24 protein-coding genes and 2 pseudogenes are annotated in these 26,979 nt (G+C 43.9%); 22 read left to right on the forward strand and 4 right to left on the reverse strand.

Annotation, left to right across the window (positions count from 1 at the left end; translation table 11 throughout):
- Nucleotides 1–73: 73 nt before the first annotated feature.
- A complete protein-coding gene (locus AC6I5A_RS02330) occupies nt 74–289 on the reverse strand; it encodes a small acid-soluble spore protein Tlp (RefSeq protein WP_034611304.1) in 216 nt (71 codons plus the stop codon).
- 449 nt (nt 290–738) lie between these two features.
- Between AC6I5A_RS02330 and AC6I5A_RS02335 the strand changes: the two genes are divergently transcribed.
- A complete protein-coding gene (locus AC6I5A_RS02335) occupies nt 739–1,902 on the forward strand; it encodes a phosphoglycerate dehydrogenase (RefSeq protein ID WP_034611306.1) in 1,164 nt (387 codons plus the stop codon).
- A 35-nt stretch (nt 1,903–1,937) separates the two neighbouring features.
- Here AC6I5A_RS02335 and AC6I5A_RS02340 read toward each other — a convergent pair whose 3' ends face one another.
- Complete coding sequence (locus tag AC6I5A_RS02340; protein WP_497900437.1) at nt 1,938–2,438, reverse strand: flavodoxin family protein; 501 nt, start codon at nt 2,436–2,438, stop codon at nt 1,938–1,940.
- 140 nt (nt 2,439–2,578) lie between these two features.
- On the opposite strand from AC6I5A_RS02340, the gene AC6I5A_RS02345 reads away from it, so the two are divergent.
- On the forward strand, nt 2,579–2,968 hold the full coding sequence (locus AC6I5A_RS02345; RefSeq protein WP_052167838.1) for a winged helix-turn-helix transcriptional regulator: 390 nt from the start codon (nt 2,579–2,581) through the stop codon (nt 2,966–2,968).
- Nucleotides 2,969–3,071: 103 nt separating this feature from the next.
- Here AC6I5A_RS02345 and AC6I5A_RS02350 read toward each other — a convergent pair whose 3' ends face one another.
- Entirely contained in the window at nt 3,072–3,341 is a 270-nt protein-coding gene (locus AC6I5A_RS02350; RefSeq protein ID WP_034611307.1) for a hypothetical protein, read from the reverse strand.
- 130 nt (nt 3,342–3,471) lie between these two features.
- On the opposite strand from AC6I5A_RS02350, the gene AC6I5A_RS02355 reads away from it, so the two are divergent.
- The gene (locus tag AC6I5A_RS02355; protein ID WP_052167839.1) at nt 3,472–4,599 is read left to right on the forward strand and encodes an oxidoreductase; all 1,128 of its coding nucleotides are present in this window, start codon (nt 3,472–3,474) and stop codon (nt 4,597–4,599) included.
- Between the two features lie 54 nt (nt 4,600–4,653).
- Here AC6I5A_RS02355 and ku read toward each other — a convergent pair whose 3' ends face one another.
- Nucleotides 4,654–5,490 carry a non-homologous end joining protein Ku gene (ku, locus tag AC6I5A_RS02360; protein ID WP_034611309.1) on the reverse strand — a complete coding sequence of 279 codons (837 nt, stop codon included), beginning with the start codon at nt 5,488–5,490 and terminating at the stop codon, nt 4,654–4,656.
- 253 nt (nt 5,491–5,743) lie between these two features.
- On the opposite strand from ku, the gene AC6I5A_RS02365 reads away from it, so the two are divergent.
- The 19 genes and pseudogenes from AC6I5A_RS02365 (at nt 5,744) to AC6I5A_RS02455 (ending at nt 26,979) form a co-directional block, all read left to right on the forward strand.
- Nucleotides 5,744–6,550: a HesA/MoeB/ThiF family protein gene (locus tag AC6I5A_RS02365; RefSeq protein WP_034611311.1), complete on the forward strand. Its 807-nt coding sequence runs from the start codon at nt 5,744–5,746 to the stop codon at nt 6,548–6,550.
- 60 nt (nt 6,551–6,610) lie between these two features.
- Complete coding sequence (locus AC6I5A_RS02370; protein ID WP_034611313.1) at nt 6,611–7,864, forward strand: glutamate-5-semialdehyde dehydrogenase; 1,254 nt, start codon at nt 6,611–6,613, stop codon at nt 7,862–7,864.
- Nucleotides 7,863–8,288: pseudogene (locus tag AC6I5A_RS02375) on the forward strand (TipAS antibiotic-recognition domain-containing protein); the annotation flags it as partial. The gene AC6I5A_RS02370 and the pseudogene AC6I5A_RS02375, both read left to right, overlap by 2 nt.
- A gap of 159 nt (nt 8,289–8,447) precedes the next feature.
- On the forward strand, nt 8,448–8,906 hold the full coding sequence (locus tag AC6I5A_RS02380; RefSeq protein WP_034611406.1) for a helix-turn-helix transcriptional regulator: 459 nt from the start codon (nt 8,448–8,450) through the stop codon (nt 8,904–8,906).
- Nucleotides 8,896–9,891 carry a UbiA family prenyltransferase gene (locus AC6I5A_RS02385; RefSeq protein ID WP_497900438.1) on the forward strand — a complete coding sequence of 332 codons (996 nt, stop codon included), beginning with the start codon at nt 8,896–8,898 and terminating at the stop codon, nt 9,889–9,891. Before AC6I5A_RS02380 ends, AC6I5A_RS02385 begins: the two co-directional genes overlap by 11 nt.
- 317 nt (nt 9,892–10,208) lie before the next feature.
- Nucleotides 10,209–11,417 carry an oxidoreductase gene (locus AC6I5A_RS02390; protein WP_034611314.1) on the forward strand — a complete coding sequence of 403 codons (1,209 nt, stop codon included), beginning with the start codon at nt 10,209–10,211 and terminating at the stop codon, nt 11,415–11,417.
- An 18-nt stretch (nt 11,418–11,435) separates the two neighbouring features.
- A complete protein-coding gene (locus tag AC6I5A_RS02395) occupies nt 11,436–11,687 on the forward strand; it encodes an acyl carrier protein (protein ID WP_034611316.1) in 252 nt (83 codons plus the stop codon).
- Nucleotides 11,678–12,853, forward strand: coding sequence for an aminotransferase class I/II-fold pyridoxal phosphate-dependent enzyme (locus AC6I5A_RS02400; RefSeq protein ID WP_034611317.1), 1,176 nt, complete (start codon nt 11,678–11,680; stop codon nt 12,851–12,853). The genes AC6I5A_RS02395 and AC6I5A_RS02400 overlap by 10 nt, the downstream gene beginning before the upstream one ends.
- Nucleotides 12,850–13,827 (forward strand): diacylglycerol/lipid kinase family protein, encoded by a 978-nt coding sequence (locus tag AC6I5A_RS02405; protein WP_034611318.1) that lies wholly within the window; start codon nt 12,850–12,852, stop codon nt 13,825–13,827. The genes AC6I5A_RS02400 and AC6I5A_RS02405 overlap by 4 nt, the downstream gene beginning before the upstream one ends.
- Nucleotides 13,820–14,887: a thiamine-phosphate kinase gene (locus AC6I5A_RS02410; protein WP_497900439.1), complete on the forward strand. Its 1,068-nt coding sequence runs from the start codon at nt 13,820–13,822 to the stop codon at nt 14,885–14,887. Before AC6I5A_RS02405 ends, AC6I5A_RS02410 begins: the two co-directional genes overlap by 8 nt.
- The gene (locus tag AC6I5A_RS02415; protein WP_034611319.1) at nt 14,829–16,223 is read left to right on the forward strand and encodes a beta-ketoacyl-[acyl-carrier-protein] synthase family protein; all 1,395 of its coding nucleotides are present in this window, start codon (nt 14,829–14,831) and stop codon (nt 16,221–16,223) included. Before AC6I5A_RS02410 ends, AC6I5A_RS02415 begins: the two co-directional genes overlap by 59 nt.
- Entirely contained in the window at nt 16,216–17,247 is a 1,032-nt protein-coding gene (locus AC6I5A_RS02420) for an NAD-dependent epimerase/dehydratase family protein (protein WP_034611320.1), read from the forward strand. The genes AC6I5A_RS02415 and AC6I5A_RS02420 overlap by 8 nt, the downstream gene beginning before the upstream one ends.
- 14 nt (nt 17,248–17,261) lie before the next feature.
- Entirely contained in the window at nt 17,262–18,554 is a 1,293-nt protein-coding gene (locus tag AC6I5A_RS02425) for a radical SAM/SPASM domain-containing protein (RefSeq protein WP_034611321.1), read from the forward strand.
- A gap of 263 nt (nt 18,555–18,817) precedes the next feature.
- Nucleotides 18,818–19,735, forward strand: coding sequence for a Fic family protein (locus tag AC6I5A_RS02430; protein ID WP_034611323.1), 918 nt, complete (start codon nt 18,818–18,820; stop codon nt 19,733–19,735).
- A 1,047-nt stretch (nt 19,736–20,782) separates the two neighbouring features.
- Entirely contained in the window at nt 20,783–20,896 is a 114-nt protein-coding gene (locus AC6I5A_RS02435; RefSeq protein WP_497900443.1) for a potassium-transporting ATPase subunit KdpA, read from the forward strand.
- A gap of 16 nt (nt 20,897–20,912) precedes the next feature.
- Nucleotides 20,913–21,563 (forward strand): annotated as a pseudogene (locus tag AC6I5A_RS02440) (HAD-IC family P-type ATPase); the annotation flags it as partial.
- A 69-nt stretch (nt 21,564–21,632) separates the two neighbouring features.
- Nucleotides 21,633–21,902, forward strand: coding sequence for a hypothetical protein (locus tag AC6I5A_RS02445; RefSeq protein ID WP_034611327.1), 270 nt, complete (start codon nt 21,633–21,635; stop codon nt 21,900–21,902).
- A 91-nt stretch (nt 21,903–21,993) separates the two neighbouring features.
- Entirely contained in the window at nt 21,994–23,943 is a 1,950-nt protein-coding gene (locus AC6I5A_RS02450) for an APC family permease (protein ID WP_034611329.1), read from the forward strand.
- Between the two features lie 357 nt (nt 23,944–24,300).
- Entirely contained in the window at nt 24,301–26,979 is a 2,679-nt protein-coding gene (locus AC6I5A_RS02455; protein WP_034611412.1) for an ATP-binding protein, read from the forward strand.

Consider the following 26,979-nt stretch of genomic DNA (forward strand, 5'->3'; position numbering starts at 1 on the left):
ACAAGAACAAGCAGCCTCTTTCTAAACTGAAAGGGGCTGCTTTTGTTGGTGGACACGAGATCGAATGATGCTTCTACTGTTGAGCTTCGTCTTTTTTTTCAGCAATGAAACTGTGAATACTATCTTTGCGTCGATCATTTTTAGCTTTGATAGCTTGCTTCTCATCTTCTGTGATCTGATCTGTATGCACACTCAGGTAATCCTCTGCTTCCCGCAAATTATTAAAAGTGTGGTTGATATGTTGTTGCAGGTGTACCTCGTTATCTGCCCGATTATCCGGTTTAGCCAATGTTATCCCTCCTATTCAATCATTATTATTAGAAAAATCGAAGGATGCTATGCAAAGAAAATCTAAACAAATGATGCTATAGGGGTGATCCTAATGAATGACTTCTGCGCATCCCATCCAGAGGAAGCTACCTTAGAATGGTTCGAAGAGTCTGTCTATGAAATCGTCTTCCCAATATTGCCTCAGAGGGTGAGCATATCCTGAGCACGAAGATTTCAGTGAGGTGATTCTTTGGAGAGGGCAGGATTTCGCACCTGAAATTTTAGAAAGAATTCAGGATCCAATTTCATGCACTTGTTGCTTTTTCTTTGTGGATGAAGTAAAATAACTATTGCGATATCTTTCACAACCCATACAACATAACCCAATGCTTATGTCGGTGTTTGGGCCTCAATTTTTTAACGAGGAGATTGGAGAAGCAACAAATAGAAATAATTAAGGGGTGTAATATGTTTAAGATCAACTATTTAAATCCTATATCAAGTGTCGCGGCAGACATATTGACGGATAATTATGTAAAGGTGGATAACTTCAGTGAAGCTAATGCAGCACTTGTCAGAAGTGCAAGTGTTCATGAATTGGAGTTGCCAAAATCTTTAGAGGCGATTGCGAGAGCCGGAGCCGGCGTAAACAATATCCCTCTTGATAAATGTGCCAAAAACGGGATTGTAGTTTTTAATACTCCGGGTGCTAATGCCAATGGAGTAAAGGAACTTGTTATCGCTGGATTATTACTTGCTTCCCGGGACATTGTCGGAGGAATTAATTGGGTAGATTCAGTTAAAGAAGATCCGGAGGTCGCTAAACTAGTTGAAAAAAAGAAATCTAAGTTTGCGGGAGTAGAAATTAAAGGGAAAAAACTTGGAGTTATCGGACTTGGAGCTATAGGAGTCTTGGTAGCTAATGCAGCGCATGTTTTAGATATGGAAGTTTACGGATATGACCCATTTATTTCGGTTAAAGCAGCCTGGAATCTTTCAAGGGATATTAAGCATTGTAAGTCTTTAGAGGAAATATATAGAGAATGTGATTTTATTACGATACATGTACCTCAAATGGATTCAACTAAGGGAATGCTTAATAAAGAAGCTTTTGCTATCATGAAGGATGGAGTTAGAGTACTGAACTTTTCAAGAGATTCTCTCGTCAATGATGACGACATGATAGAAGCATTAGAGTCTGGAAAAGTTAACAAATATGTAACAGATTTCCCTACTGCAAAGATAGCAGGGGTGAAAGGTGTTATCGCAATTCCTCACTTAGGAGCTTCTACTAATGAATCAGAAGAAAACTGCGCAGTTATGGCAGTTACACAATTAATGGACTATCTTGAAAATGGAAATATCAAAAATTCAGTAAACTATCCAGACTGTGACATGGGGGTATGTACCCAAGTCGGACGGGTTGCCATAAATAATAGTAATATTCCTAACATGCTAAGCCAACTTACATCAGTTTTTGCGAAAGAAAACATCAATATCCCGGACATGATCAATAAGAGCAGAGGACAGTGGGCATATACCATGCTCGATATTGAAGCCCCTGCAACCCCGGAAATTGTTCAGAAGCTTGAAGCAATTGAAGGGGTATTGAAAGTTAGAATTATTAAGTAAGCTTAAAACTACCTATGTTTATTTGACATAGGTAGTTAATTGAACAGTTCAACTGTCTTTTTAGCTATCCTTTCACCAAATATTCTTGCCCTTTCTTTCTGGCCTTCATCCCCTTCTTGAATGCACACAGGACCATAGTGAATAAAAGGCTGTCCCTCAGCAACACCAGACGAATAGACCAACATCCCTACTACCAACAACTCTGCAATTAATGCTAACTCTGCCAACTCTGCTCCACCACCGACAAAACTTGCTGTAGCAAAAACGGCCCCTAGTTTTCCGCCTAACTTGACACTTCTTGCCGTATCCAACCATTGTTTTATTTGCCATGAATAGGTGCCATAAATAGTTGGGGTCCCAAAAATAACTGTTTTGGCCTCCATTAAGAATTCTTTATCAACTTCTTCAATAGACATATATTTTGCTTCGACATTTTCATTTGTGTTTGCACCCTCCGCAATGAGTTCTGCTACCTTTTTGGTATTTCCAGTCTTGCTGTAATAAACGATGGCGATCTTCATAAAATCCTCTTTCATCGTAAATGGCTCCTTTACAATTATATTTTGTTTCTTGATAAGCTTTATGGTATGATTATATTATAAAATCAGTTCAATGCAAGTACGCAGATAATAATGATAAAGTATGAAATACCATACCAAGTTAAAGGAGACTATACATGAGCGAGAAGGTTATGAATGAAACATATGCTGGAGAGAATCTACTTTGCCCGATCCGCTATGCTATAGATGTTGTAGGTGGTAAGTGGAAGTTGCCAATAATCTGTATGCTTGCCAGCGGACTGCCGACAAGGTACAGCAGTATCAAGCGTAAGCTGATGGGTGTAACAAATATGATGTTGTCGCAGTCGCTAAAAGAATTGGAATCATCTGGTATTATCCATCGTGAACAGTACAATGAAGTTCCGCCCAGAGTTGAATACACACTGACTGACAAGGGCAAAAGTATTATCCCACCCTTGGTGAAGTTGGCCGAATGGAGTGCAGGCTATATGCAGGAGGAAAAGACATACGCAGCTTTCTGCGATACATGTCAATCGACGAAATAATAGTCTTGTTTGGTAATGTTCTTGATCCGCTTTTTAATAAGGATAAAAAAAATTACCCTCCACGTTGATTATTCGTAGGAGGGCGTTGGTACTGCTAACAATACTATGAATAGTTCTCCGGATCATTATTAACACCGTATTGGATCTGAATATCATTGACTCGCGGTATCCATTCAAGTAATCTTTCTTTAACTTCACTATCCTTTACCTGATCTACTACCAACACTTGATTTTCACTTAGCTGCACCGCAATCTTATATTGATTATTCTGGGTATCTGCGCTGACCAGAATTCCTTCATAGGGTTCTTTAGTGTAAGGGATATTTTGGAGAAAAGCATCTTTGCTCATTATTTTGCCCTTGACTCGGTCCATCTTTTATCCATCTCCTTTGCATTATTTGGCTAAAGATATGTTTCCCCGATTCGGGAAAAAAATTCGAGGATGTCCACAGAAAATATGATGTATCCGGGATAGCTTCAAGAAAAGACAGGAGATACACGCTATGAATAAGATATTTGAACCTGTTCACCTTAAAAATTTAGTGATAAGGAACCGATTTGTAAGGTCAGCTACATACGACAGACTTGCGGATGTAAACGGTCAGGTTTCTGATGCCCAAATTAAGTATAATTCAGTTCTTGCTGAGGGGGGAGTAGGTTTAATCATCTTTGGCATAACCTGCGTTCATCATAATGGACAAGTATCACGGTTTCAGAACTCCCTTGCGGGGGATGAATACATTGCCGGTTTCAAAAAAATTACCAATGCAGTTCATGAGCGTGGCGCCAAAATTGCTGTGCAACTATTTCATGGCGGAAAGGAGGCTAAAAATGTTAAAAATATGAATTTACTTCCCTTGGCACCATCCGTTATTGAAAATGATCCCTACTACACAGGTGAATATCGAGCAATGACTGAAAGTGATATTTGGGAAGTTATTCAGGCCTTTGGCGATGGAGCAAGAAGAGCCAAGGAAGCTGGGTTTGATGCCGTACAAATCCATGGCGCTCATGGTTATCTATTGAGTCAATTCCTTTCCCCGTATACAAACCGCAGACAGGATCAATGGGGTGGCAGTCTCGGAAATCGTCTGCGGCTTCATTCGGAAATATATAAAGGCATCAGGAAAAAAGTTGGCTCAGACTATCCCATACTAATTAAAATAGGAGTCCAGGATGGTTTTAGGGGTGGGCTGGAATTCAATGAGGGAAAACAAGCTGCCGAATTATTAGCCAACGTTGGTTTTGATGCTTTGGAAATCAGCCAGGGTTTAAGGGGAAAATGCATTGAAGAAACCGAATTCAAAGCTAATATTAATTCCCTTGACAAAGAGGCATACTTCCGTGATTTGTGCCGGGAAATCAAAGGCCAAATAAATATTCCCATCATAATGGTTGGTGGTTTAAGAACCCTGGCACTTATGAAGGAGATTGTGCAAAATCAAGAGGCGGATTTCGTAGCATTAAGTCGGCCGCTGATTTGTGAACCTCACCTCATCAAAGATTGGAAAATAAATGAGCATAAAAAGGCAAAATGTATCTCCTGCAATGCATGCCATGATGCCGTATCTCACGGGAAGCCGATTTATTGTTTCTTAACAACTCGCCCTCTATTACAAAACGGGGGATAGATTAGGTGAAATAATGTAGAATAACCTCAACGGGAAATTGTAGTTCTATCATGCCTATGCTTCTTTCGCACGTTGGGATGTCCTTTTTCGAGGGGTCAAGGTGGATTCCGGTTTTTCTAATTTCCCTTTTTCTTTTTCTGTCAGCTCAATACTTGCCCGCAAAGCTTCCATAAGATCGACTACTTTCGGACCCTTTGTGGGGGCCTCCACTTTAAAGTTCGCACCGGTTACTCTGCTTTCAATTAATTGGGCCATTTGTTCATGTAACTGATCGTGGTATTTCTCAGGTTCAAACGGACGGGCTAAATTATCAATTAATTGACGAGCCATTGTCAATTCTGCCTCCGTCGGAACTACACGCTCCCAAACCGCATCCATATGGCGGATTTCCTTAGGGTAGTGCATCGTTTCCATCACAAGGCCTTGTTCAAAAACACGTAGACAGGCTAAATGCTGTTTGGAGCGCATAGTAACATGTGCCAAGGCGACTTTACCACTCTCTTCCATTGCTTGACAAAGTAAACGATAAGCCTTCTGGGCTGGTTCTTCAGGGGACAGATAATACGATTTTTGATAATATATCGGATCTATTTCTTTTAAGTCAATAAAATCGAGAATATCAATTGATCGACTCATGGGTTGTTCCAAAGACGCAAGGTCTGCATCATTTATAACAACGTAGCGATCCTTTTCGTATTCATATCCCTTAACTAAATCTGCGGGCTCAACTTCCCGATCGCAGGAAGGGCATTTCTTGATCGAACGGATCCTGTGGTGGCACTCTTTATGGAGAAAATTAAATTGAAAATCCTGGGATTCTGTGGCGGCATGCATTTTGACAGGAACATTAACTAAACCAAAACTAATGGAGCCTTTCCAAAGCGTATGCATTTGACATCACTCCTCGTCTTAGTGTGAACATCAAATGTTTAACTTATTCTACCCTGAAGGATGCGGGGTGATATTGAAATTGTGACATAGAACCCTAACTCGACGTTAATTATATGATATAATTTAACCATAATAATTGTTAAATTATATTTTCTTTTCTTTTAGGGGCGATGAGCTACTCACGGTCGGCAAAGAGAAAGTACTAAAATGAGTGATTGGTTTAGTATTTAGAAACCAAGGGGGAAGCAGAAGCATGACATTGACTAACGAGCAACTTGAAAGGTATTCGAGAAACATCCTCTTAAAAGAGGTAGGTACTAAAGGGCAATTAAAACTTCTGGAGGCTAAAGTTCTTGTTATAGGAACGGGAGGGCTTGGTTCACCGGTTGCCCTGTATCTTGCGGCTGTGGGTGTAGGAACGATCGGACTTGTTGATCCGGATGTTGTTGAACTATCTAATCTGCAAAGACAGATTATTCACACCAATAAAGATGTTGGCAGGCTTAAAGTCAGATCGGGAAAAGAAACAATTAATAATTTGAATCCCGATGTCGAGGTTGTAACTTATGAAGATGGGGTTAGTTCAGCCAATATAACGGACATCATTAATGATAGGGACTATGATTTTGTGATTGAAGCGACGGATAGTTTCCCAACAAAATTTCTGATTAACGATGCCTGCGTGCTCTTGCAAAAGCCCTTTTCCCATGGGGGAATTAGTAAGCTTTATGGGCAGACGATGACTTATGTTCCGAGCAAAGGTCCTTGCTATCGGTGCGCTTTTATAAATCCCCCATCGACCAAAGCGTCTCCCGATATTGAAGGGAAAGGGGTTCTAGGTGTTTTACCTGGTATCATCGGTAGTATTCAGGCAACTGAGGCTATCAAATATCTTCTTGGTATAGGGGAACTCTTAACGGGAAAATTATTGGTATTTGATGCCTTGGATATGGAATTCAGGAAAGTAAAGATCGCAGCCCGGATAAATTGCAGCGTGTGTGGGCTTAAGCCGATCCTAGAAAACCTAATTGACTATGAACCATATGTTTCTGAAAAATAAGGTGATATGCACGATACTGTAGTTTACTAAAGTAAAACAAAAGATGGGGAGGGAATTGTGGTGGTTCACCCGGAATTACTGGAGATTGGTAACAGAGCCAAGCAAGCGGCTCGTCAGTTGGCTTTTGCAAGTACCGAGTCAAAAAACAAGGCCTTACTTGCTATGGCTGAGGCCCTTTTGAAAAATGAGCAAGAGATCCTGAAGGCTAATAGCCTCGATGTCCAAGCGGCAGAAGAGAAAGGACTCAAGAAAAGTCTCGTCAATCGTTTAAGGCTGACCTCGGTGAGCATTGCGCAAATCAGTCAATCCCTGAAAGAAGTGGTTGCCTTACGGGATCCCGTGGGAGAAGGGGAAGTATGGACGCGCCCGAATGGACTGCGTATTCAGCAGACGCGTGTTCCGCTGGGGGTGGTGGCGATGATTTATGAAGCTCGCCCCAATGTGACCGTCGATGCGGCTGCCCTGTGTTTAAAATCCGGTAATGTTGTGATCCTGAGGGGCGGCTCCGAGGCCTTAGAGAGTAATAAAATTCTTGCCGACGTGATTGCGGAAGCCGCTGAAGAGAGTGGCTTGCCGTCGGGATGTATCCAACTGATTACAGAGACCGGTCGAGAATGGGTCCAACAACTGATGCGTTTGAATGATTATGTGGATGTCATTATCCCAAGAGGGGGAGCTGGGCTGATACAGACCGTGGTGCAAAATGCCACCGTTCCAGTGATTGAAACCGGGACTGGTATGTGTCATGCGTTTGTTGACCGAGATGCTGATTACGAAAAGGCCATTCCAATCGTCGTTAATGCGAAGACTCAAAACCCCGGGGTCTGTAATGCCCTGGAAACTCTGCTTGTCGATGGAGCGATTGCTGAAGACTATCTTCCCTTGATCGGGGAAGAGCTCAAGCGACATCAGGTCGAAATAAGAGGATGCCCAAAAACGTGCGCCATCTTACCTTATGCCGTCCCGGCAGTTGAGGAGGACTGGGTGGCGGAACATCTGGACTTAATTTTGAGCGTAAAAGTTGTGTCAGACCTTGATGGGGCACTGGATCACATTTATCAATACAACACGAAGCATTCGGAAACTATCATTACTGAGAATTATTCCAGAGCCCAGCGATTTCTAAGGGAAATTGATGCTGCCGCAGTTTATGTCAATGCCTCGACTCGTTTTACGGACGGCGGGCGTTTTGGCTTTGGAGCGGAAATCGGGATTAGTACGCAAAAATTGCATGCCCGTGGCCCAATGGGGCTGAAGGAATTAACCACGATTAAGTATATGGTTTATGGAGATGGACAGATTGTTAAATCGTAAGTTTGAGGGCTTCTTGGGGGGTTTAATAATGCTGCAAAAATTAGTGGCTGACAATGAAGCGAATTATGGTAAGGAAATTCGCGAAAAATATGGTGATGAGACAGTGAACAAGTCCAATCAAAAAGTCCAAGGAATGTCGCAAGAGCAATATGATGAGGTGACGAAGCTTGCGACGGAGGTTCTTGAAACCCTTCGTGCCGCGTTTATAACGGGCGATCCCGCCGGCGAATTAGCCCAAAAAGCAGTAGATTTACATCATCGGTACCTATGCTATTATTGGGATAGCTACTCGAAGGAAGCGCATGCGGGTGTGGCTCAAATGTATGTTGATGATCCAAGATTTACCGCATATTATGACGAGAAACAACCTGGAACGGCAGCATTTTTGCGAGATGCAGTCTTGGTTTATACTGGAACGAAATAAGAAGTTGTTATTGTTTCGGGCAACTAAAAGCGATTGGTAAAAGCCATTCGCTTTTTTCTGCGGAGAATAATTTCTATAGATATGGCGACAGATATAATTTGGCATTTACAAATAACACAAATGGTGTATAATTACACTAGGAGGGGGGTGTTGCTTCTTATGACAAGGGTTGATTTTATAAAAATAGCCTCTGAAAAATTAAAACTCATCCGCATTGAAAGTGACTATACACAGGATAAAATGGCTGAAATACTGGGTATATCCAAGAAGACTCTGGTTCAGATTGAAAAAGGCCGGTCTACCCTTGGCTGGGCAGGTGCCGTATCTTTGTGTACAGTTTTTAGGAATAGTGAGGTCCTGGAGCTGACCTTTGGAGGAGATCCTCAAGATATTATACTTTCTTTAGCCTTTACCGATTATGAAAGTAACGAAAAAACTCTGGGGGGAAAAGTATGGTGGATAAATATTAAGTCAACTGATGAATTTAGAATCCAGCAGAATATAATTTCCGAACACTATCGGATTCTAGATGATCAGGATAGAAGAATTTGTTCTTCCTTTGATTATGAATATATCAAAAAGAGACTGCAGGAGCTTTCAGAAGATTGTGGGGTTTAATGAAGTGCTGAAATTTATTAAGGCTTATCTCAAATCAATGAGGCTTTATTACGCTTTTGTAACAGGGATTGCAGGTTGGATGGGGATGGCATTTTACGAATACATTGCCAAATCTCCCTTTCAGACAGTTGAACTGGTTCCAACAACAGAAAAAAAAGCGTTAGTACTGATCATGCTTTTTCTCAGTTGGGGTATTAACCAGATTATTAATGACTACCTGGGCTTGCAAGAGGACAGGATCAACGCTCCGCACCGGCCCATGGTTACCGGTGAACTGGATCCCGGAAAAGCCCTCGCTTTAACGGGAGTCCTGCTGACCATGACGTTACTGATTACATACACATATCTGGAACCAATTGCCCTTATTCCCATAATCCTGGGAATCGTTTTTAACATTTTATATGAATACGCCAAGGGTTACGGTATTCTTGGAAATATTGTCTTTGGGCTGATGATTTCCATGTGTACTGCCTTCGGGTTTCTGGCAGCGGGTCCAACAGTGCCCCCCTATTTTACGTCCAGCCGGGTTTCGGTACTGATCCTGGTAGCCGTAATGAACGGTCTGATGACTTTTTATACATATTTTAAAGACTATGAAGGGGATAAGGCCGCAAATAAACGAACGATCATAGTCTTGCTGGGGATTGAAAAATCCCGCTATCTTGCGGCGCTCACCGCTTTTTTCCCTGCGGGGATCTTTGCGCTGCTTTATTTAAATCATTTTATTGAAGCCAGGGTTAACACTATGTTCCTCATCCTCGCCGGATTAACAGTTTTTCTAGAATTGTGGACGGGATATCTTTACTTTAAAAACCCCCGGGGCGAGAGAACTTATTATTCTCTGGTGGCTAATTTTCGGGCCTGTATCTGCGGCCAGGCAACCCTCATCGCTTTATTCAATACCGAACTGGCAATGATTCTTTTTTTAGTATCCTATATGTTTGTCGGATTCTTATTTGACCTGCACACCGATCCACAAGCATAAAGGAAGAGTTGCTTCAGTTGGAGTTCAGTTGAACTTATCCAAGGGCTGAGCGCATATTTGAAACTTGAAATTACTCCGAACTTCGGACTCCGAACTTCGGACCTCGCACTTCGGACTTCGCACTCCGAACTTCGGACCCCGCACTTCGGACTTCGCACTTCGCACTTCGGACTTAGGACTTCGCACTTAGGACTTCGCATTTCGGATTTCGTACTTCGGACTTCGCACTTCGGACTTCGCACCTCGGGCTTCGGACTTCGGACTTCGGACTTCGAACCTCGAACCTCGCATTTCGTACCTCGAATTGGAGGGTTGTTATGAAATTATTTGAACCAGCATTGATAGGTTCCTGCCGGTTGAAAAACAGGATTATCCGCTCGGCAACCTTCGAGGGAATGGCTGATCAGCAGGGTCATCCGCTACAAGAATATCGACTTTTGTATAAAGAATTAGCATCAGGAAGCGTGGGAGGGATAATTACAGGCTTTGTGTATATCTCTCCGGATGGAAGAGCGATGCATCCGGGTCAGGTCGGCATAGATCGTCAGGAAATGGTTGAATATCTTTTGCCAGTAACTGATGAGGTCCACAAATACGACTGTAAGATTTTTATGCAGTTGGCCCACACCGGAAGACAGACTAGGAAAAAGGAAACAGGACAGGATATCTGGGGGGTGTCCAAGAAAAAATCCTTATATTTTGGGGGTTCTCCACGGGTGCTGTCGACAGAACAGGTGTATTTACTAATCAAGCGGTTTGCAGAAGCAGCGAGCTATGCTCAAGCAGCCGGATTTGACGGTGTGCAGGTTCATGCTGCACATGGCTACCTTATCCACCAGTTTCTGCTGCCGACTATCAACAGGAGAAACGATGAGTTTGGCATTGATGCTAAGAGCAGGATAGGCACGAGATTCTTAGGTCTGGTTATCGATCAGATCAGGAAGAAGTGTGGACAGGATTTTGCCCTACTGGTCAAGGCAAGCGGGAGTGATGACTATTTTACCAGATTTACCACCGAGCAATTTGTCAGCCTTATACAATTCCTTGATGTCCAAAAAGTTGATGGCATAGAAATCAGTTATGGGACGATGGATAATGCCCTGAATATCTTTCGTGGAGAGATACCCCATAAAGTGGTTATAAAGCATAACCCTGTATTCAAAGCCAACAACGGGATTACTAAAATGCTTTATAATGCCCTGATCTACTGCTTAATGAGGAGAAAACTAAAACCTTTTACACCTGCTTATAATCTTAAGTATGCGGAACTAGCTAAATCATTAACCGGCATTCCGATCATTAGTGTCGGTGGTTTCCGGAAGGGAGAAGAAATGAGGAGGTGTTTAGAAAATGGCGTAATTGATTTTATCAGTATGTGCAGACCCTTTATTTGTGAACCGGACCTGGCAGAAAAGCTTGAGCATGACAGGAACTATTCTGCCAAATGTATAAATTGCAATATTTGTGCCATTATGTGTGATTCCGACCAACCCACACGGTGTTATAGAAATGATTTTGATTTGTAGAAGAAAGGCGTGAACAAAATGGAAAATCGCGTAATTTTAACCTTGAAGCATGTTATCAGCAACAAAACATCTAAGAAAATAACCCTGGAGAGCCGTTTGCGTGAAGACTTAAATGTGGATTCAATAGACTTCCTGATGATTATTGGGGACCTGGAGGATGAATTTTCTATCACGATTGATGAAGATGAATTTCTCGATGTAGTTACCGTCAATGATATTGTTGAAAAACTAAAAGCCAGGGGTTTAACCAAGAGAATAGTATGGTTCTGAGAGATTTCTATAGCCGGTTTAGCTTGGATGAGAGCCTTGCCGAGGTTGTGGGCCATAACCCCTATTACCAAATAATCGATTCCGGATTGGATGGTAAAATACTGGTGAACGGACATGAGATAATTGACCTGGCCTCCAACAACTATCTGGGCTTAGCTGCAGACGGCAGGGTGAAAGGGGCTGCTGTGGGGGCTGTCCACAAGTATGGGGTATCTCTCTGCGGCACGCCCATCGCCACAGGATACATCGATTTGTACCAAAGACTGGCGGAAAAGTTATCCGGTTTTGTCGGGCTGGAGGAGACCATCATCCTCCCTTCGTGTTACCAGGCTAATAATGGCTTATTTAGTTCCATTGCCGGTCCCCAAGACCTGATTGTAGTTGACCGGTTTGCCCATTCTTCCTTGATCCAGGGAATTAAATCCGCCGCATGTAAAATCCGGCCCTTTCTGCATAATAATCTGGAGCATCTGGAAGGGATTCTACAGCGTTCCACGGGATACCGGCAGGTCTTTGTCGTGACCGAGTCTGTGTTTTCGACGGAGGGCAGTATTGCCCCTTTTAAGGAAATCGTGCAATTGTGTGAGAACTATCAGGCTATGCCGGTGATCGATGATTCTCACGGTATTGGAGTGCTGGGGAAATCGGGCCAGGGAATCCTTGAGGAGCAGGGAATCCAAGGATACCGGGGGATTTATACGGCGTCCTTAGGAAAGGCAATGGCCAACTCCGGCGGGATGATCAGCGGAGAAAAAGGGCTGATAGACTATCTTAAATATTACTGCTCGCACCTGGTTTATTCTACAGCCTTAACCCCTGCAGTTCTGGCGGGTATCGGGGCAGTTCTGGATATTATTCAATCTGAATTCGAGGTGATTAAGGGTAGGCTGGTAACCTATCAACAGGAAATATATAAAAGCCTTGTTGAGGGGGGATTTACTGTGGTACCAGGTGCGGCTCCTATTAATTCCATTCAATCCGGAAGTAAAGAAGCTACGTTTATCCTTGCCAAAAAGCTTTATGAAAAGGGGATTCTTTCCACTCCTTTTATTGAACCCTCTGTTCCAATAGGTGAAGGACGGGTTAGGCTGATTGCCGGAGCCAATCTCACCCAGGATACGGTTGCAGAAGCTGTGGAAATAATTAAAAGGATTGGACGCCCATGAGATATTTCTTAATAATGAATCCCGGTTCCGGAGGGGGAAGCAGGGACAAGGTTAAGAAAATCCTGGCCATTTTTCATAAAAATAGGCTTGAGTTTGACTATAAGTTGACAGACACCATGGAAGATGCCTATACCCTATCCGTCGAGGGAAATATTAAGGGCTATGATACAATAGTCGCTGTGGGGGGAGACGGAACGATTAACAGGGTCATCAACGGATTTTATGACCCCTTGGGCAGTAGGATTTCCAGTTCCAAGTTGGGTGTAATTCATACCGGTACCAGCCCTGATTTATGCAAGAGCTATAATGTACCTCTGGACATCGAGCAGGCTCTGAAGACGGTTCTTGCTGGAAAGAGTGGGAAAATTCCCCTAGGAAAAATAACCTATACCAGTGTTTATGACAAGGGGTTGGATGGTCTGCCACTAAGTATGGAAAACGAACATATACAAACCAGCTATTTTGCCTGTTGTGCCAATATCGGTCTGGGGGCCTCCGTGGCCAGAAATGCGAACAGCGGGATCAGAAACTATATCGGGGATTTCGCGGGGACGTTTGTCTCCCTGATTATAACTCTGCTAAAGTATCAACCCGGTAACTACTCCGTTAGTTTTGACGGACAGAAACAGGTTCTCGGAAATGTTTACAATATCGCCGTGGGAAAGACAACTTACATAGCCTCGGGAATTAAGGTAAAAAACCAGTTAACTCCCGGAGACAGCCGTTTTTATACCCTGATAATCAAGGATCTGGGGTTTGCTGATTGGGCCGGTGTCCTGAGAAAAATATACAGCGGGAAGCGGTTTTCTAATAATAAGACGATGTCCCTGCAATATGCTTCATCGATAGAAGTGTACGGCAATAGGAGAAATCCGGAATTGGAGTTTGATGGTGATCCCAGAGGATTTCTTCCTTGTGTGATTGAAACCGCCCGGGACCACTTAGACCTGATCTGTGAGGTTCAGGATGAGTAAAGAACATGAAATGATTGAGGTTATCCATAAGCATCTGCCCAGAAGTGCCGGTCAGCTGAATAAGCTTTTTGAAGCCGACTCGGAAATAGTCGATTTTCATGGCAAAAGTCTGCTCTACAATCTGGACGAGTTTTCGGAAGAAGACCTCTTGCGGGATGAGGACCCCTATGTTCTAGGCTGGAATATGGCAGTAGGCAGTATCAGCGACATCCTGGCCTCGGGGGGAAAACCTAAGTATTATGCTCACAGTCTGGTTATGCAAGATTCCTGGACGAAGGACTATGTTGAAAAATTGTCTCTTGGAATTGCAGAGGTCCTAAAAGAAGCGGGGGCAGCTTTTATTGGCGGGGATTTTGGAACTTCCAAAAGCTGGCGTTATACAGGTTCGGTCATCGGGGATCTGGAGGGACCGCCCATGTTAAGGAGTGGGGCAAAGATTGGCGACGGTATTTTTATTACCGGCCCAATCGGCAGCGGCAATGTTCAAGCCGCCTTAGTTCTCTACGCCGAAAACCCATTAGTCAAATATTTAACGGGGAGTTGGAAAAATTATTTCCAGCTGAGAAGCAAAGAGGCAGAGGTAATAAAACAACACAGCTGCTGCTGCATCGATACCAGTGATGGAGTATTTAATGCTCTCAGCGCTATTTCTGAGATGAGCAGGATAGGTTTTGTCGTGGGCAGCCTGCCCTATGTGAAAAGTGGGTTATTACTGGCCAAAGCCCTTAACGTACCCAAAGAAATGCTGTTCTTAGGGGAATGCGGGGAGTATGAATTGCTTTTTACCCTAAGTAAAGAGGCTGAAGAAGAGTTTATAAATGAAGTCCGGGAGAAGAAGCTGAAGTTTTATAAAATTGGTGAAGTAATAGAACAGGGAAGTAAAGTGCTTAGGAACGGGGGCAGGGAAATTAACTTGGTAACCTACGATCTATGCGCCAGGGATTTCCCAGAGCCCAAAGCATATTTGCGAGCTGTGGTAAATTTTTTTAAGGGAGGGCAATGTGAAACGAAGAGTTGTTATTACCGGGCTAGGACCGGCCACAGCCATAGGGATTGGTAAAAAGGATTTCTCCGCAGGCCTTTATGGTTTAAAACCGTGCATAGCAGAGATACCGAGCAGTTATGAACATAATTATAAGTTCAAATCCCGCTATTTCGTACCCAAGCCGGAATTTACCTTGACCGACATAGGAATCCATAAATCAGTTGAAGGGATGATGGAAGAATCCTCGCGACTCTCGGTATTATGCACGAAGCTGGCTTTGGAGGATGCGGGGTTTCAGATTAGTAATACTGAAAAATACCTGCAGGTTGAGGGCCTGGAAAACTGCGGCATTATAATCGGTACTGGCATGAGCAGCCTGCAGACAGCGCTGGAATCCTACGCCGCTCATATTGCCGGGACGGACAAATCGGCGGCTGAGTCTGACTGTAGATCCGGATCTAATCTTAATTCTAATTCCAATCCTAATTCTAATTCTAATTCCAATCCTAATCCTAATCCTAATCCTAATCTCAATCCTAATCTCAATCCCAATCCTAACCCTAATAAACCTCATTTCAACAGAATGGTAATTCCTAAGCTGATGACCAATGCGCCGGCAGCTTGGATATCGATACTTTTCGGCCTTAAAGGGTTCAGTTATACTCTCAATACTGCTTGTGCCTCGGGAAGCTATGCCATTGGAGAGGCCTACGAAACTATTCTATCCGGCAGATGTGATGTGATCCTGGCGGGTGGAGTTGAAGTCCTGGCAGAAAAGCATGGGGCGATTATGAGAGGGTTTGACATGCTGTCTGCCCTTACCAGGGCAAAGGACGGAAGACCCCTGCCTTTTTCCCGGCAGAGAAGCGGGTTTTTATTCAATGAAGGCGCCGGTTGTGTTTTGGTCCTGGAAGAGCTGGCAAGGGCTCGGAAAAGGGGGGCCGGCATTTATGCGGAGATTGTTGGGTATGAAGCTTGCAGCGATGCTTACAGCATTGTCCAGATGGATCCTTCCGGGGACAGTATCACCAGTCTGTTTCAGAAGATCACTGGTGGGATCAAAGTGGACTATCTCAATGCCCATGGTACGGCGACAATTGCCAATGATGACATTGAGGCCAAAGTAATCCAATGGATCTTTGGGGCTGCCGGTGCTCAACCGTATATCAATTCCACCAAAGGTATTCTTGGGCACAGCATTGGCGCCAGCGGTGCGATTGAGGTTGCTGTAGTAGCCCTTTCAATAAAAAAATCCAGAATCCATGGGAACATCACGACCGATCCATTGGAGAATCTGAATCTGCCCCTGGAGACCCTGACGGCTCCAATTGACTATGCTTTATCCGCTTCCTACGGCTTTGGGGGGCATAATGCCTTGATCCTGCTGAAGAGGTATGAGGACCATGAATAAGGTCATGATTACGGGAGCGACAGGATTTATTGGCAGCCATATTACCAGGGCTTTCTGTGCAAACCAGGTCAGGGTTGGTTGTCTAGTCAGAAAATCCAGCAGCCTTGCCAACCTTGAGGACCTGCCGGTAGAGTATAGAACCGGTGATATCAGGAACACCGGGGACTTGACCGGGGCTTTCACCGGCTATGACTGGGTTATTCATAATGCCGCCAAAGTATCCGACTGGGGGGATTATGAAGAGTTTTATCAGACGAATGTAACAGGCACAGGCAATGTACTGACTGCCTGTGTTCAAACGGGGATTAAAAACATCCTTCTAACAGGGTCCAATTCCGTTTACGGAGAAGAGAACAATTCTACCGTAAAGAACGAAAATTCACCCTATAATGCTCATTACCGGTACTTCGGAGACGGTCTTTTCCCCTGCAAGTTGAATTACTATCGTGATACCAAAGCCCTGGCCAAAAAAGAGGCCCTAACCATTGCCGCAACGCATGATTTGAACCTGACTATTTTGGAGCCTGTTTGGGTTTATGGTGAGGGGGAATTGAACGGAGGATTTTATGAATACCTCAAGACTGTCAAGGCGGGAATTCCCTATGTGCCGGGAGCTAAGCATAACAAATTTCATGTTATCTATGCCGGAGACCTTGCCAGGGCTTACGTCCTGGCTTATACAAAACAGCTGGCAGGTCTTAACTGTATACTAATCGGTAATGAACAGGTTGAAAGCATGGACAAAATTTATGGATTGTTATGTTCTGAAGCAGGATTAAGAAAGCCGGGGAATCTCCCCAAGGTTCTGATCTATCCCATCGCCTTGCTCATGGAACTCTTTTACACTCTGGTTAATTCTTACAGACCTCCGATTCTGACCCGGGGAAGGGTAAACATGTTCTATGACAATCTGGAATTTTCAGTGGAGAAGGCCAGGCAAATTCTCGGGTTCGGAAACTCCATCAGTCTGGAGGAAGGTATCAAACGAACTGTCTTATGGTATCAAGAACAAGGTCTTATTTGAAAGAGGGTTGCCAGTTGATTAAGGTAAGTAATATTACCGGCAGGAAGAAAACTGTCTTTAACCTGAAACTGAAAATAAGCATCTTTTTTCACTATATCCCGCTGCTTTGGAAAGGTGATATTTCTTTCAAAAGGTTTATTCTTTTATTCAAAAGGCTGTTACTTTTTCTGTCCAGGATGCGGCACAATAAATTTGTCAAAATCAACGGCCAAACCAGATTAGGACTTTATATACCGGGTTTTCCATCCCAGGCCTTTTACACGGCCTGTCAGAAATTTAGTCAATTCTCAGAAAAAATGCCCTGTACTACGGTCCTGTTATCGATTACATCCGCCTGCCCTTATCATTGCAATTACTGTTATCAGAAACTTGATAAGGGCAAGGATGTCGATATAGAGACTTTGATCAGAATCGTCAGAAAGCTGCAGGAGATGGGGATTGCTTTTATTAATATTGAGGGCGGAGAGCCCTTTTTAACCTATGATCGCTTGAAGAGGCTTTGTGCAGTCATTGATGCCAGGTCGGAAATCTGGATAAATTCCACAGGGGCTGGGATGACTACGGAAAGGCTTGCGGAACTTAAAGAAATGAATGTGATAGCCATTATGTTTTCCCTGCACAGCCCTGATGCCGATGCTTTCAACCAATTTATGGGGAATACTTCCGCCTGGAATGCTATGGAGGCCGGGGTTAAGATGTGTCATGCAGCAGGCTTGGCCGTGGCTTTTAATACCTGTATGATGCGAGACGACTTTTATGACGGCACTTTTGAAAGGATTATGGAGACGGCAAGGGACTTCAAGGCCTGTCTGATCCAGATGATTAAGCCCAAACCGGCGGGAGGTTGGCTGGCTAAAGGAGATATTGAGTTCACCCCGGAGGACCTGGCTTATATTATGACTAAGGTAAACCAATACAATTTGCAGGAAGAGTTCTCGGAGTATCCAGCAATCTCAGCCCAGATCATGGAAGAAGATAAAGCTGTTTTCGGCTGTACGGCCGGAGGCACAGACCGATTTTATATCAATGCCAAGGGGGATTTGCAACCCTGTGAGTTTCTGAACATATCCTTTGGGAATATCGCGGCGGATAGATTCGAGGATATTTATCAAAAAATGCGCAGTTGCTTCGCCTGGGGCGGAGACTGTTATCTGTGCGAAAGCTGCTCGAAAGAGATTCATCAGCTTTATATGGAAAATAGTCTGAAGTCCCTGCCGCTACCCCCCGAACTGTCGGAAAAAGTCTCCGGTTCCTGGAACCGGGGGAAAAGAACGGATTTATACGAGCGATTGGAGAAAATGAAGTAATTCAGGGTGTGGATGTGTTCGTCTGGAAGGTATGAAAAAAGCCGCTGCAGTAGTCCGCAACGGCTCGTGCGCCCAATCAATTTTGTCATTCTAATATATCATTAGGATCATGTGGCTTTCTATGGTCTGGAGTGGCGAATCAAGCAGTGAGTGAATAAAAAACTGTCTCAATTTATCGGAATGATACAAGTAATATTGACAATAATATTGTTGTTATTATTCCGATCGTGCGGTATACTAAAAAAGACTCGGGAGGTGAAGAGATGGAATACATTACGGTAAAACAGGCGTCGGAGCGGTGGGGCATATCTGACCGCCGTGTTCGCGTACTTTGTGAAGAGGGGCGGATACAAGGTGTCGTAAGAAAAAGACGTTCTTATCTTATTCCGACGGATGCACTGAAGCCAATTGATGGACGCAGTCTGCGCGGCAAGGAGATTCCGGAACAATACGCTGCACTTTTTGCGACTCTCGATGAGATGAAGTCGGAGCTTGACCGCCGTCGCCCTTTGACAAGCGGGGAATTAAAGCGTTTGCAGGATGAATTTCTCGTGGAATTTACCTACAACTCAAATGCTATCGAGGGTAACACGCTCACACTTCAGGAAACTGCACTTGCCTTGGAGGGCGTGACGATTGACCAAAAACCCCTCAAAGATCATCTGGAGGCGGTGGGGCATCGCGATGCGTTTCTTTATGTTGTTTCTCTTGTCAGTGAAAAGGTTCCTGTTTCGGAACGGATTATTCGTGAAATCCATGCTTTAGTTCTGATTGACAGACCGGTAGACAAGGGAGTGTATAGGAAAATCCCGGTGAAGATTATGGGTGCACATCATGAACCCCCGCAACCTTATCTTGTTCCTGTTCAGATGGAACGGTTGATCGCGGAGTTGTCCAGTGACAACCGGCATATCATTGAAACGGCGGCGTTGTTCCATCTGAATTTCGAGGGAATCCATCCGTTCATCGATGGAAACGGGCGTACCGGCCGGTTGATATTGAACCTCATGCTCATGCAGGCGGGCTACCCGCCCATTGATGTGAAATTTTCCGACAAGAGAAAATATTACACCTGTTTTGACAGCTATTATCGGGACAATGATGTGTCGCCGATGGTGAATATGGTCGGAGAGTATGTAAAAGAAAGACTTTTACAGTATTTGAGTCTGTTGCAAGAATAAAAGTGGCCTCGCGGAGAAAAAACCGCGAGGCTGTTTTGTTATGGCTTGGCTCTGCGAATCGCATCGACTTCATTCAAAGCTCTTTTGTGAAGCCGATGAACCCAGCGGATGTCGAGGTGCAAAATCGCTGATATATATTGGCAGCTTTTGACTCCGTAGGTTAACTCTGACCGGAGGAGAAGAACGGATTTATACGCGCGATTGGTGAAGATGAAGTAATTCAGAGTGTGGATGTGTTCGTCTGGAATATGTACGTTTGGGGGTACTTCATTGAAGTTTTTTGGGGCAAACCGTTCCTGCGGACAGGGCATGCGGAGGCGGTAGTATTGATGTTGTATATTATTGGACTTTTCGACTTGTTTTCGAGAACCTTAAAATCGTTGTTTTGTTTCACATACTGCGAAAGCGCTAAAAAACAGTTGACCTGTTCCCGTAAACGCTGATATCAATAATGGCAATTCAGGCAACGCGGAGTGTTTATTAGTGCAATATCGGGGTTGAGTGAAAGCCATAGTATCAGCGGGTTTGAGTTCGGAGTGACAGGGTGTACGTGGAAATATATCAGCTATAAGTTCCGATTTATAATGTACAACTTCTTCATCCAAACGCGACCGTTAATATAGGCAATTGCACAAATTAAATGAGTGAAGAAAATTATTCGGAATTTTATAGGTCGTCTTTTATTGACGGTCTAGCTTTTTGAGTTTTCTTGGATTATTTTTGCTATCTTGGGAGGATATGAGGTTAAATGTAGAATTATTAGAGTGGAATAATATAGGTTCTTTGAAGTCAGTCAACTACAGAGTAGTAATGTCAGGGTGTGTGATAAGCCCTACATTCAATATCGCAACTTCTTGAAATAATCCTCTGTTAAGGCTTGTGTAGAATCAGAACAACTGCCAAAAATAATCTGCCTTAAGGTTCGCTTAAGGCAGATTATTTGCGTCAAGACACATCCTATAAACTCTTTATTAAGGAATTAATCGCATAGTCGACATCCGTGAATCTTTACGTTTTGTTTATGTTTTTCAATGTTTCTTTTACACCATTTTGACGGGATACAGATCTATAATAATAGTGGGGGCCTTGACATTTTTCCCAGCTCTGGCTCTGGGGCCCATTGTCGAGCACCTGTTAATGCTGGCCGGCAAGGCCTTTTAGGAGGAGTGAGCAAATTATGAGTACAAGTTCAAGCATTAACCGTTCGATTTTGGCAAGGGCTATTAAAGAATCCTTTGTAAAATTAAATCCTCGGGCTTTGTGGACTAATCCGGTCATGTTAGTGGTAGAGCTCTTAGCGGTATTGACTTCTTACTTTACTATTAGAGATATGGGCGGACCGATGAAAACCTTTTTGTTTGACGGGCAGATTACGGCGTGGTTATGGATTACCGTCCTTTTTGCCAACTTTGCCGAAGCCCTGGCTGAGGGAAGAGGAAAGGCCCAGGCTGAATCCCTTCGAAAAACCAAGCGTGAAACGATCGCTAAAAAGGTGACCGGAGAAAAAACAGAACACATTTCGGCCGCCAAACTGGTTAAGGGGGATATCGTACTGGTTGAAACAGGGGAGTATATCCCCGGTGATGGAGAAGTCATGGAGGGCATTGCATCTGTTGATGAAAGTGCGGTTACCGGTGAATCTGCTCCGGTGATCCGCGAATCAGGCGGCGACCGCAGTGCCGTAACCGGAGGCACTAAGGTGCTTTCGGATTGGATCAAGGTGAAGATCACTGTTAATCCGGGGGAAACTTTCCTGGATCGTATGATTAGCTTAGTCGAAGGAGCTAAGCGCCAGAAAACGCCGAATGAAATAGCCTTAACCATTCTGTTTAATCAAGCACATCTCCAAAAGTAAGTTTTATGAATAAATTAAAGTTGAAGACTCAGGAGGATAAACATGCTTAACATCTTTATGCAGGGGTTATTATTAAGTGCTTCATTTCTTAACATTTTCATAATTATTGAAATTTTTAGAATAGCTGCCGACAGGGAATTGTTAATTGACAAATTGATAGCATACCTTCAAGTTGTCTATCAAGATTCTGCACCGTTTGACAGCAAAGAAATTGATTGGCTGGGATCAGAGATACCTTTCAAAGGACAGGTAATAAATTTTTCCCTTGAGGATCTAAACAGAAAAAAAGCAAATCTATTAGTATCCAAATAAAGGAAGAAGAATGACTTCAGAGGATTTAGCGTCAGCAAAGTAAGCAGTTAGTCTATTTATCCTGTTATGAGAAGGAAGGCGTCAGTTTCTGATGGCCAATATCAATAAACTTTTCTCCCTCAAACTCCGTACGCTTATTTTCGGCCATCCCCTGGCGACCAAAAATGTCGAGGAGACAAAAGTCGGTGTTGTCGGAGGGGTTCCAATTTTTGGCGCAGACATTATTTCTTCCGAGGGATATGCCCCGGATGAGATCTTGTATGTCCTGCTTTTGCTTGGAACATTGGGATATGCCTATATTTTGAAGATTTCATTTGTCATCGTGCTCTTGGTAATCAGTATCTTCCTTGTTTATCGCAAAACGATCCGGAAATACCCCGAAGGCGGGGGATCTTATACGATCGCTAAAGCTTATCTCGGCGAAAGGTTTGGACTTATTGCCGGGGCAAGTTTAACACTCGACTATATTTTGACGGTAGCGGTCAGTGTTAGTTCGGCGATAGAAAACTTAACGGGAATTATTCCGTGGTTAGCCCTACCCTCCCACAAAGTTTTGGCAGACTGTTTGATCATTATGTTTATGGCCTGGATTAATTTGCGCGGCCTAAAAGAGTCCGCCCGCTTATTTTCTATCCCGGTGTACCTTTATATTGCGACCTTAGCGCTGATGATCGGTTCGGGCTTAGTGGGGATTTTGCTTCATGGGGTAACCCCAACGGCGGCTGCGAGTGAGCAGCTTGCAGCTTCCTCTGTCGGCGGAATGACTTGGTTTATCCTGGCGCGGGCTTTCGCCGGGGGAACAACGGCTTTGACAGGGTTTGAAGCGGTGAGCAATGGGGTTACGGCGTTCAAGAAGCCTTCTCAGCAGCGGGCTGTCCGCACCTTGTTGGTTTTAGCCGTTATTGTTGCTCTTGGGCTGACCGGGTTGACCTATTTAGCGGGTGCTTACCACATTGTCCCGGCCCAAGGAAATACCGTCCTTAATCAGTTAGGACTGATAATTTTCGGGAAAACGGTTCCCTATTTTGTCTTAATGGGAGCTGCCGCAGCCATTCTGATCATTGCCTCTAATACCCCATTTGCCGGATTACCGATCTTATTAAGTTTAATGGCTCGCGATGGCTACACGCCGCGGTATTTTAAGAACTTGGGAGATCGCTTGGTTTACAGCGCCGGTATTTGGACGTTATTCCTCGTTTCCGGCCTGCTCATTATTGTGTTTCACGGAGATACCCACACGATGCTGCCTCTTTACGCTATTGGCGTGTTTATTTCGTTTACCTTGACCGGTACCGGTCTGGCCAAGCATGTTTGGCAGGAAAGAGGAGCAAGGTGGCAGTCGGATTTTGTCATATTTTGTTTTGGCGGGATCGTTTCGTTCCTGGTTTTACTGGTCTTTATTACGACCAAGTTTATGCAAGGAGCCTGGATTATTCTGGTGCTTATGCCACTCCTCGTTTCGATGTTCCGCGGGATCCATTATGTCTACCATACGGAGATCCAAAATTTAGAGATTACCCCGGAAGCCGCAGACGATTTTCACAGGCATGTAAAGAAAATTAAACGCCGCCGGTCGCAAATTGAACTTGCAGACTATCGTAATAAAGTGATCGTTCCGGTTTACGACTTAAACTTAATTGTTTTGAAAACTTTAAAATATGCGTATGCTCTAACCCCACAGGTTACAGCTGTGCATATTGCTTCGGACCCAATTCGAACGGCCAAACTTTTAAGGCATTGGTCGGAACAGCATATGGAAATTCCTTTAGAAATTGTTGAGTCTCCTTATCGGGCAACAGTTCATGATTTGTTGAATTACGTAGATAAAGTTGAGAAGAACAGTAATTTTGAAACCATAACCATTGCGATCCCGGAATATGTCCCGGAAAAATTATGGCAAAACATTCTGCATAATCAAACAGGACAATTGATGAAACTGATGCTGCTTTTCCGAAAAAGTATTCTGGTAACAAGTGTACCTTACCATCCCGTACCGAAAGAAACAGCATTGATTAACGCAAACGCTAACCCAAAAAACTAACTTTAACTTCACCCGCTGAATATTCAAAAGCCTTTGCTTCCGAGTCTGGAAACAAAGGCTTTCTGGTTTTGGGCATCCTTATGTTATATTTATGGTATCTTATATATTTATGGTTTCTCATGGTAAATTTATGATATCTTATGGTATTATTTATTTTTTCTTTATATTATCTTTATGCTCTTGACGCCTATTATATGCCTATTCAGTGAGTAATAGACTATAATATGGCTATATTCTACGTGAAGCGTTTGTCTGGAAAGGTATCCCTTGGAAGAAGAACGCGCAGGATATAAATATAAGACTATGCCGAAAAAAATACTATGCCGAAATGTACAGGACACAGTAAGGGTGAACTATATGGCGACGGGGAAATTGACAATTTTTTTAGGGGCTGCCTCAGGAGTCGGAAAAACTTACGCGATGTTAGAAGCTGCTCTGAGTAGACTATCGGAAGGCATGGATGTAGTTGTGGGTCAAATCGAGACGCATGGGAGAGCGGAAACCGAAGCAATGCTCAAGGAATTGACGGTTATTCCAGCAAGGTCTCTGGTTTATGAAGGCAGAATCGTCGGTGAGCTGGATTTAGATGCTGTCTTAGCCCGCCGCCCGCAGATTGTTTTGATCGACGGATTGGCGCACACTAATATACCAGGTTCGCGGCATAAAAAACGCTATATGGATGTCCAGGAATTACTAACCGCGGGAATCAGTGTTTATACCACTGTAAATATCCAACACCTAGAGACCTTAAAGGATATTGTTGCCCAGATTACAGGTGTTACGGTGCGGGAGACAGTTCCCGATCAAGTCTTAGAAACAGCGTTCCAAATTCAGTTGATTGATATCCCACCCGAAGAGTTAATTCAAAGATTTCAAGACGGTAAGATTAATGTTTCGGATCAGGCTGCAGCGGAGTTAAAAAAATTCCTGCGACCTGGAAATATTAACGCTTTGCGAGAATTAGCCCTGCGCTATACGGCCCAACGTGTGGACCGTCAGTTGGAATCCTATATGCAGGTTCACGGCATAGGCGGACCCTGGCCAACGGGCGAAAAGATTTTAGTCTGTATAAGTGCCAGTCCCTTCTCTACGCAGTTGATTCGGATTGCCAAAAGAATGGCGGAGCGGGTACAGGGAGAATGGTTTGCCGTGCATGTCGAAACCCTTCAACGTTTTCCCATTAGCGAAGCTGAAAAAGACTCTCTGACTCAAAATTTTCGTTTAGCGGAGGAGTTGGGTGCTGAAATTATCGGTCTAACGGGGAATAACGTAGTTGAAGAGATTCTGGAGCTGGCGAGAAAACGTAATGTTTCGCAGATCATTATTGGTAAACCGGAGCATTCGCGCTTCCGGGAGATCATGCATGGCTCGATAGTCGACAAAGTTATCCGGCAGAGTCATGGAATCAGTATTCATGTTATCCCAGGAAGTCGGCAAAAGGCGGAGTTTAGCCGTAATCAGGCAGGAACAAAACGGGATGAAGCCGGAACAAGAACTAAAAGAAGGAAGAGCTTATCCCCAGTATTTCCTTACTTAGCGTCCAGCCTGATAGTAATACTTATGACATGGGGAATTACCCTGATTAGTTCGTTTCTCGGACTCGTTAATATTTCCCTGCTTTATCTCCTGCCGGTCTTAATAAGTGCGGCGCGCTGGGGAACATATCCGGCTATTGTGACAGCGGTGCTGGGGATACTGACTTTCGATATATTTTTTGTGCCGCCTATTTTTAGTATTACGGTAGCAGATCTCCGCTATCTAATCAGCTTTGCTATCTTTATTTTAGTAGGATTAATTATTGGGACTCTTTCTCTGCGCTTAAAAAGACAAGTAACTTATTCACGCCAGCGGGAAAACAGCATTTCAGCACTTTATGCCCTAAGCCGGGATATTGCCGCCGTAGATAACCTGGATGCTGTATTAGAGTGTATCGTCAGTAATGTCTCTAATACACTGGATGGGCAAGTGATGGTGCTGCTACCCAATGAAAAAGCTCAATTAGTGCTCAGAAAAGATTCCGGATATAATAATTTCTATAATGATCATGAACTCGCGGTTGCTGCCTGGGTCTATGCAAGAGGACAAAAAGCGGGGAATGGAACGGAAACCTTTGGCGCCGCTGCCGCGCTTTATTTACCCCTCAGTACGGAGCAGGGAACGCATGGGGTTTTAGGTATTTGTTTTAATGAAGCTGCGGCGCAATTTGACGCTGAGCGTATTCGGATCTTGGAAGCCTTTACCAGGTTGGCCGGCATGGCCATCAACAGAGTAAAATTAACGGAGCAAGCCAGAGAAACTCTTGCTTTGGTCGAGTCCGAACGCTTACGTACAGCATTGTTTAATTCTCTCTCACACGATTTGCGCACCCCGCTGTCTTCAATTATCGGCGCAGTTACCGGACTTCTCGAAGATCAAAACGTCGTTTATAGTCCCGAGGTGCGAAGCGAGTTGCTGCATACTATTCTGCAGGGAGCGGAACGAATGAATCGCTTTGTCAGTAACTTGTTGGATATGGCTCGGCTGGAAAGTGGTATGCTTAGATTAAATAAAGAATGGTGCGACCTTCAAGATATTATTGGGGTTTCGATTAATAGGCTGGGAGTCGCCTTCAATCATCGTCCCCTGGATATTGATATCCAGGATGAATTACCATTGGTGCAAGCAGATGGGATTTTAATCGAGCAAGTATTTATTAATTTGTTGGACAATGCGCTAAAATATTCGGAAAAGGGCAGCATAATTGCGGTTTCGATCAGGCAGCTTGAAAAGAAACTGGTGATCGAGGTAGCTAATCGGAGTCAGGGTATTCCCGAGACGGACTTAAGTAAGATTTTTGATAAATTTTACAGACTGAATTCCCCCCTCCAGGTAAGTGGAACAGGACTCGGCTTAGCTATTTGTAAAGGGTTAATAGAAGCGCATGGCGGAGATATTTGGGCGGAAAATAATAAACTTGGAGGGGTGACCATTACTTTTACTTTGCCGTTAACCAATCAATTTACAGGTAGAGTTCCTGCGATGGATGAAGGAGATTAA

Source organism: Desulfosporosinus sp. Tol-M2 (assembly GCF_059735615.1).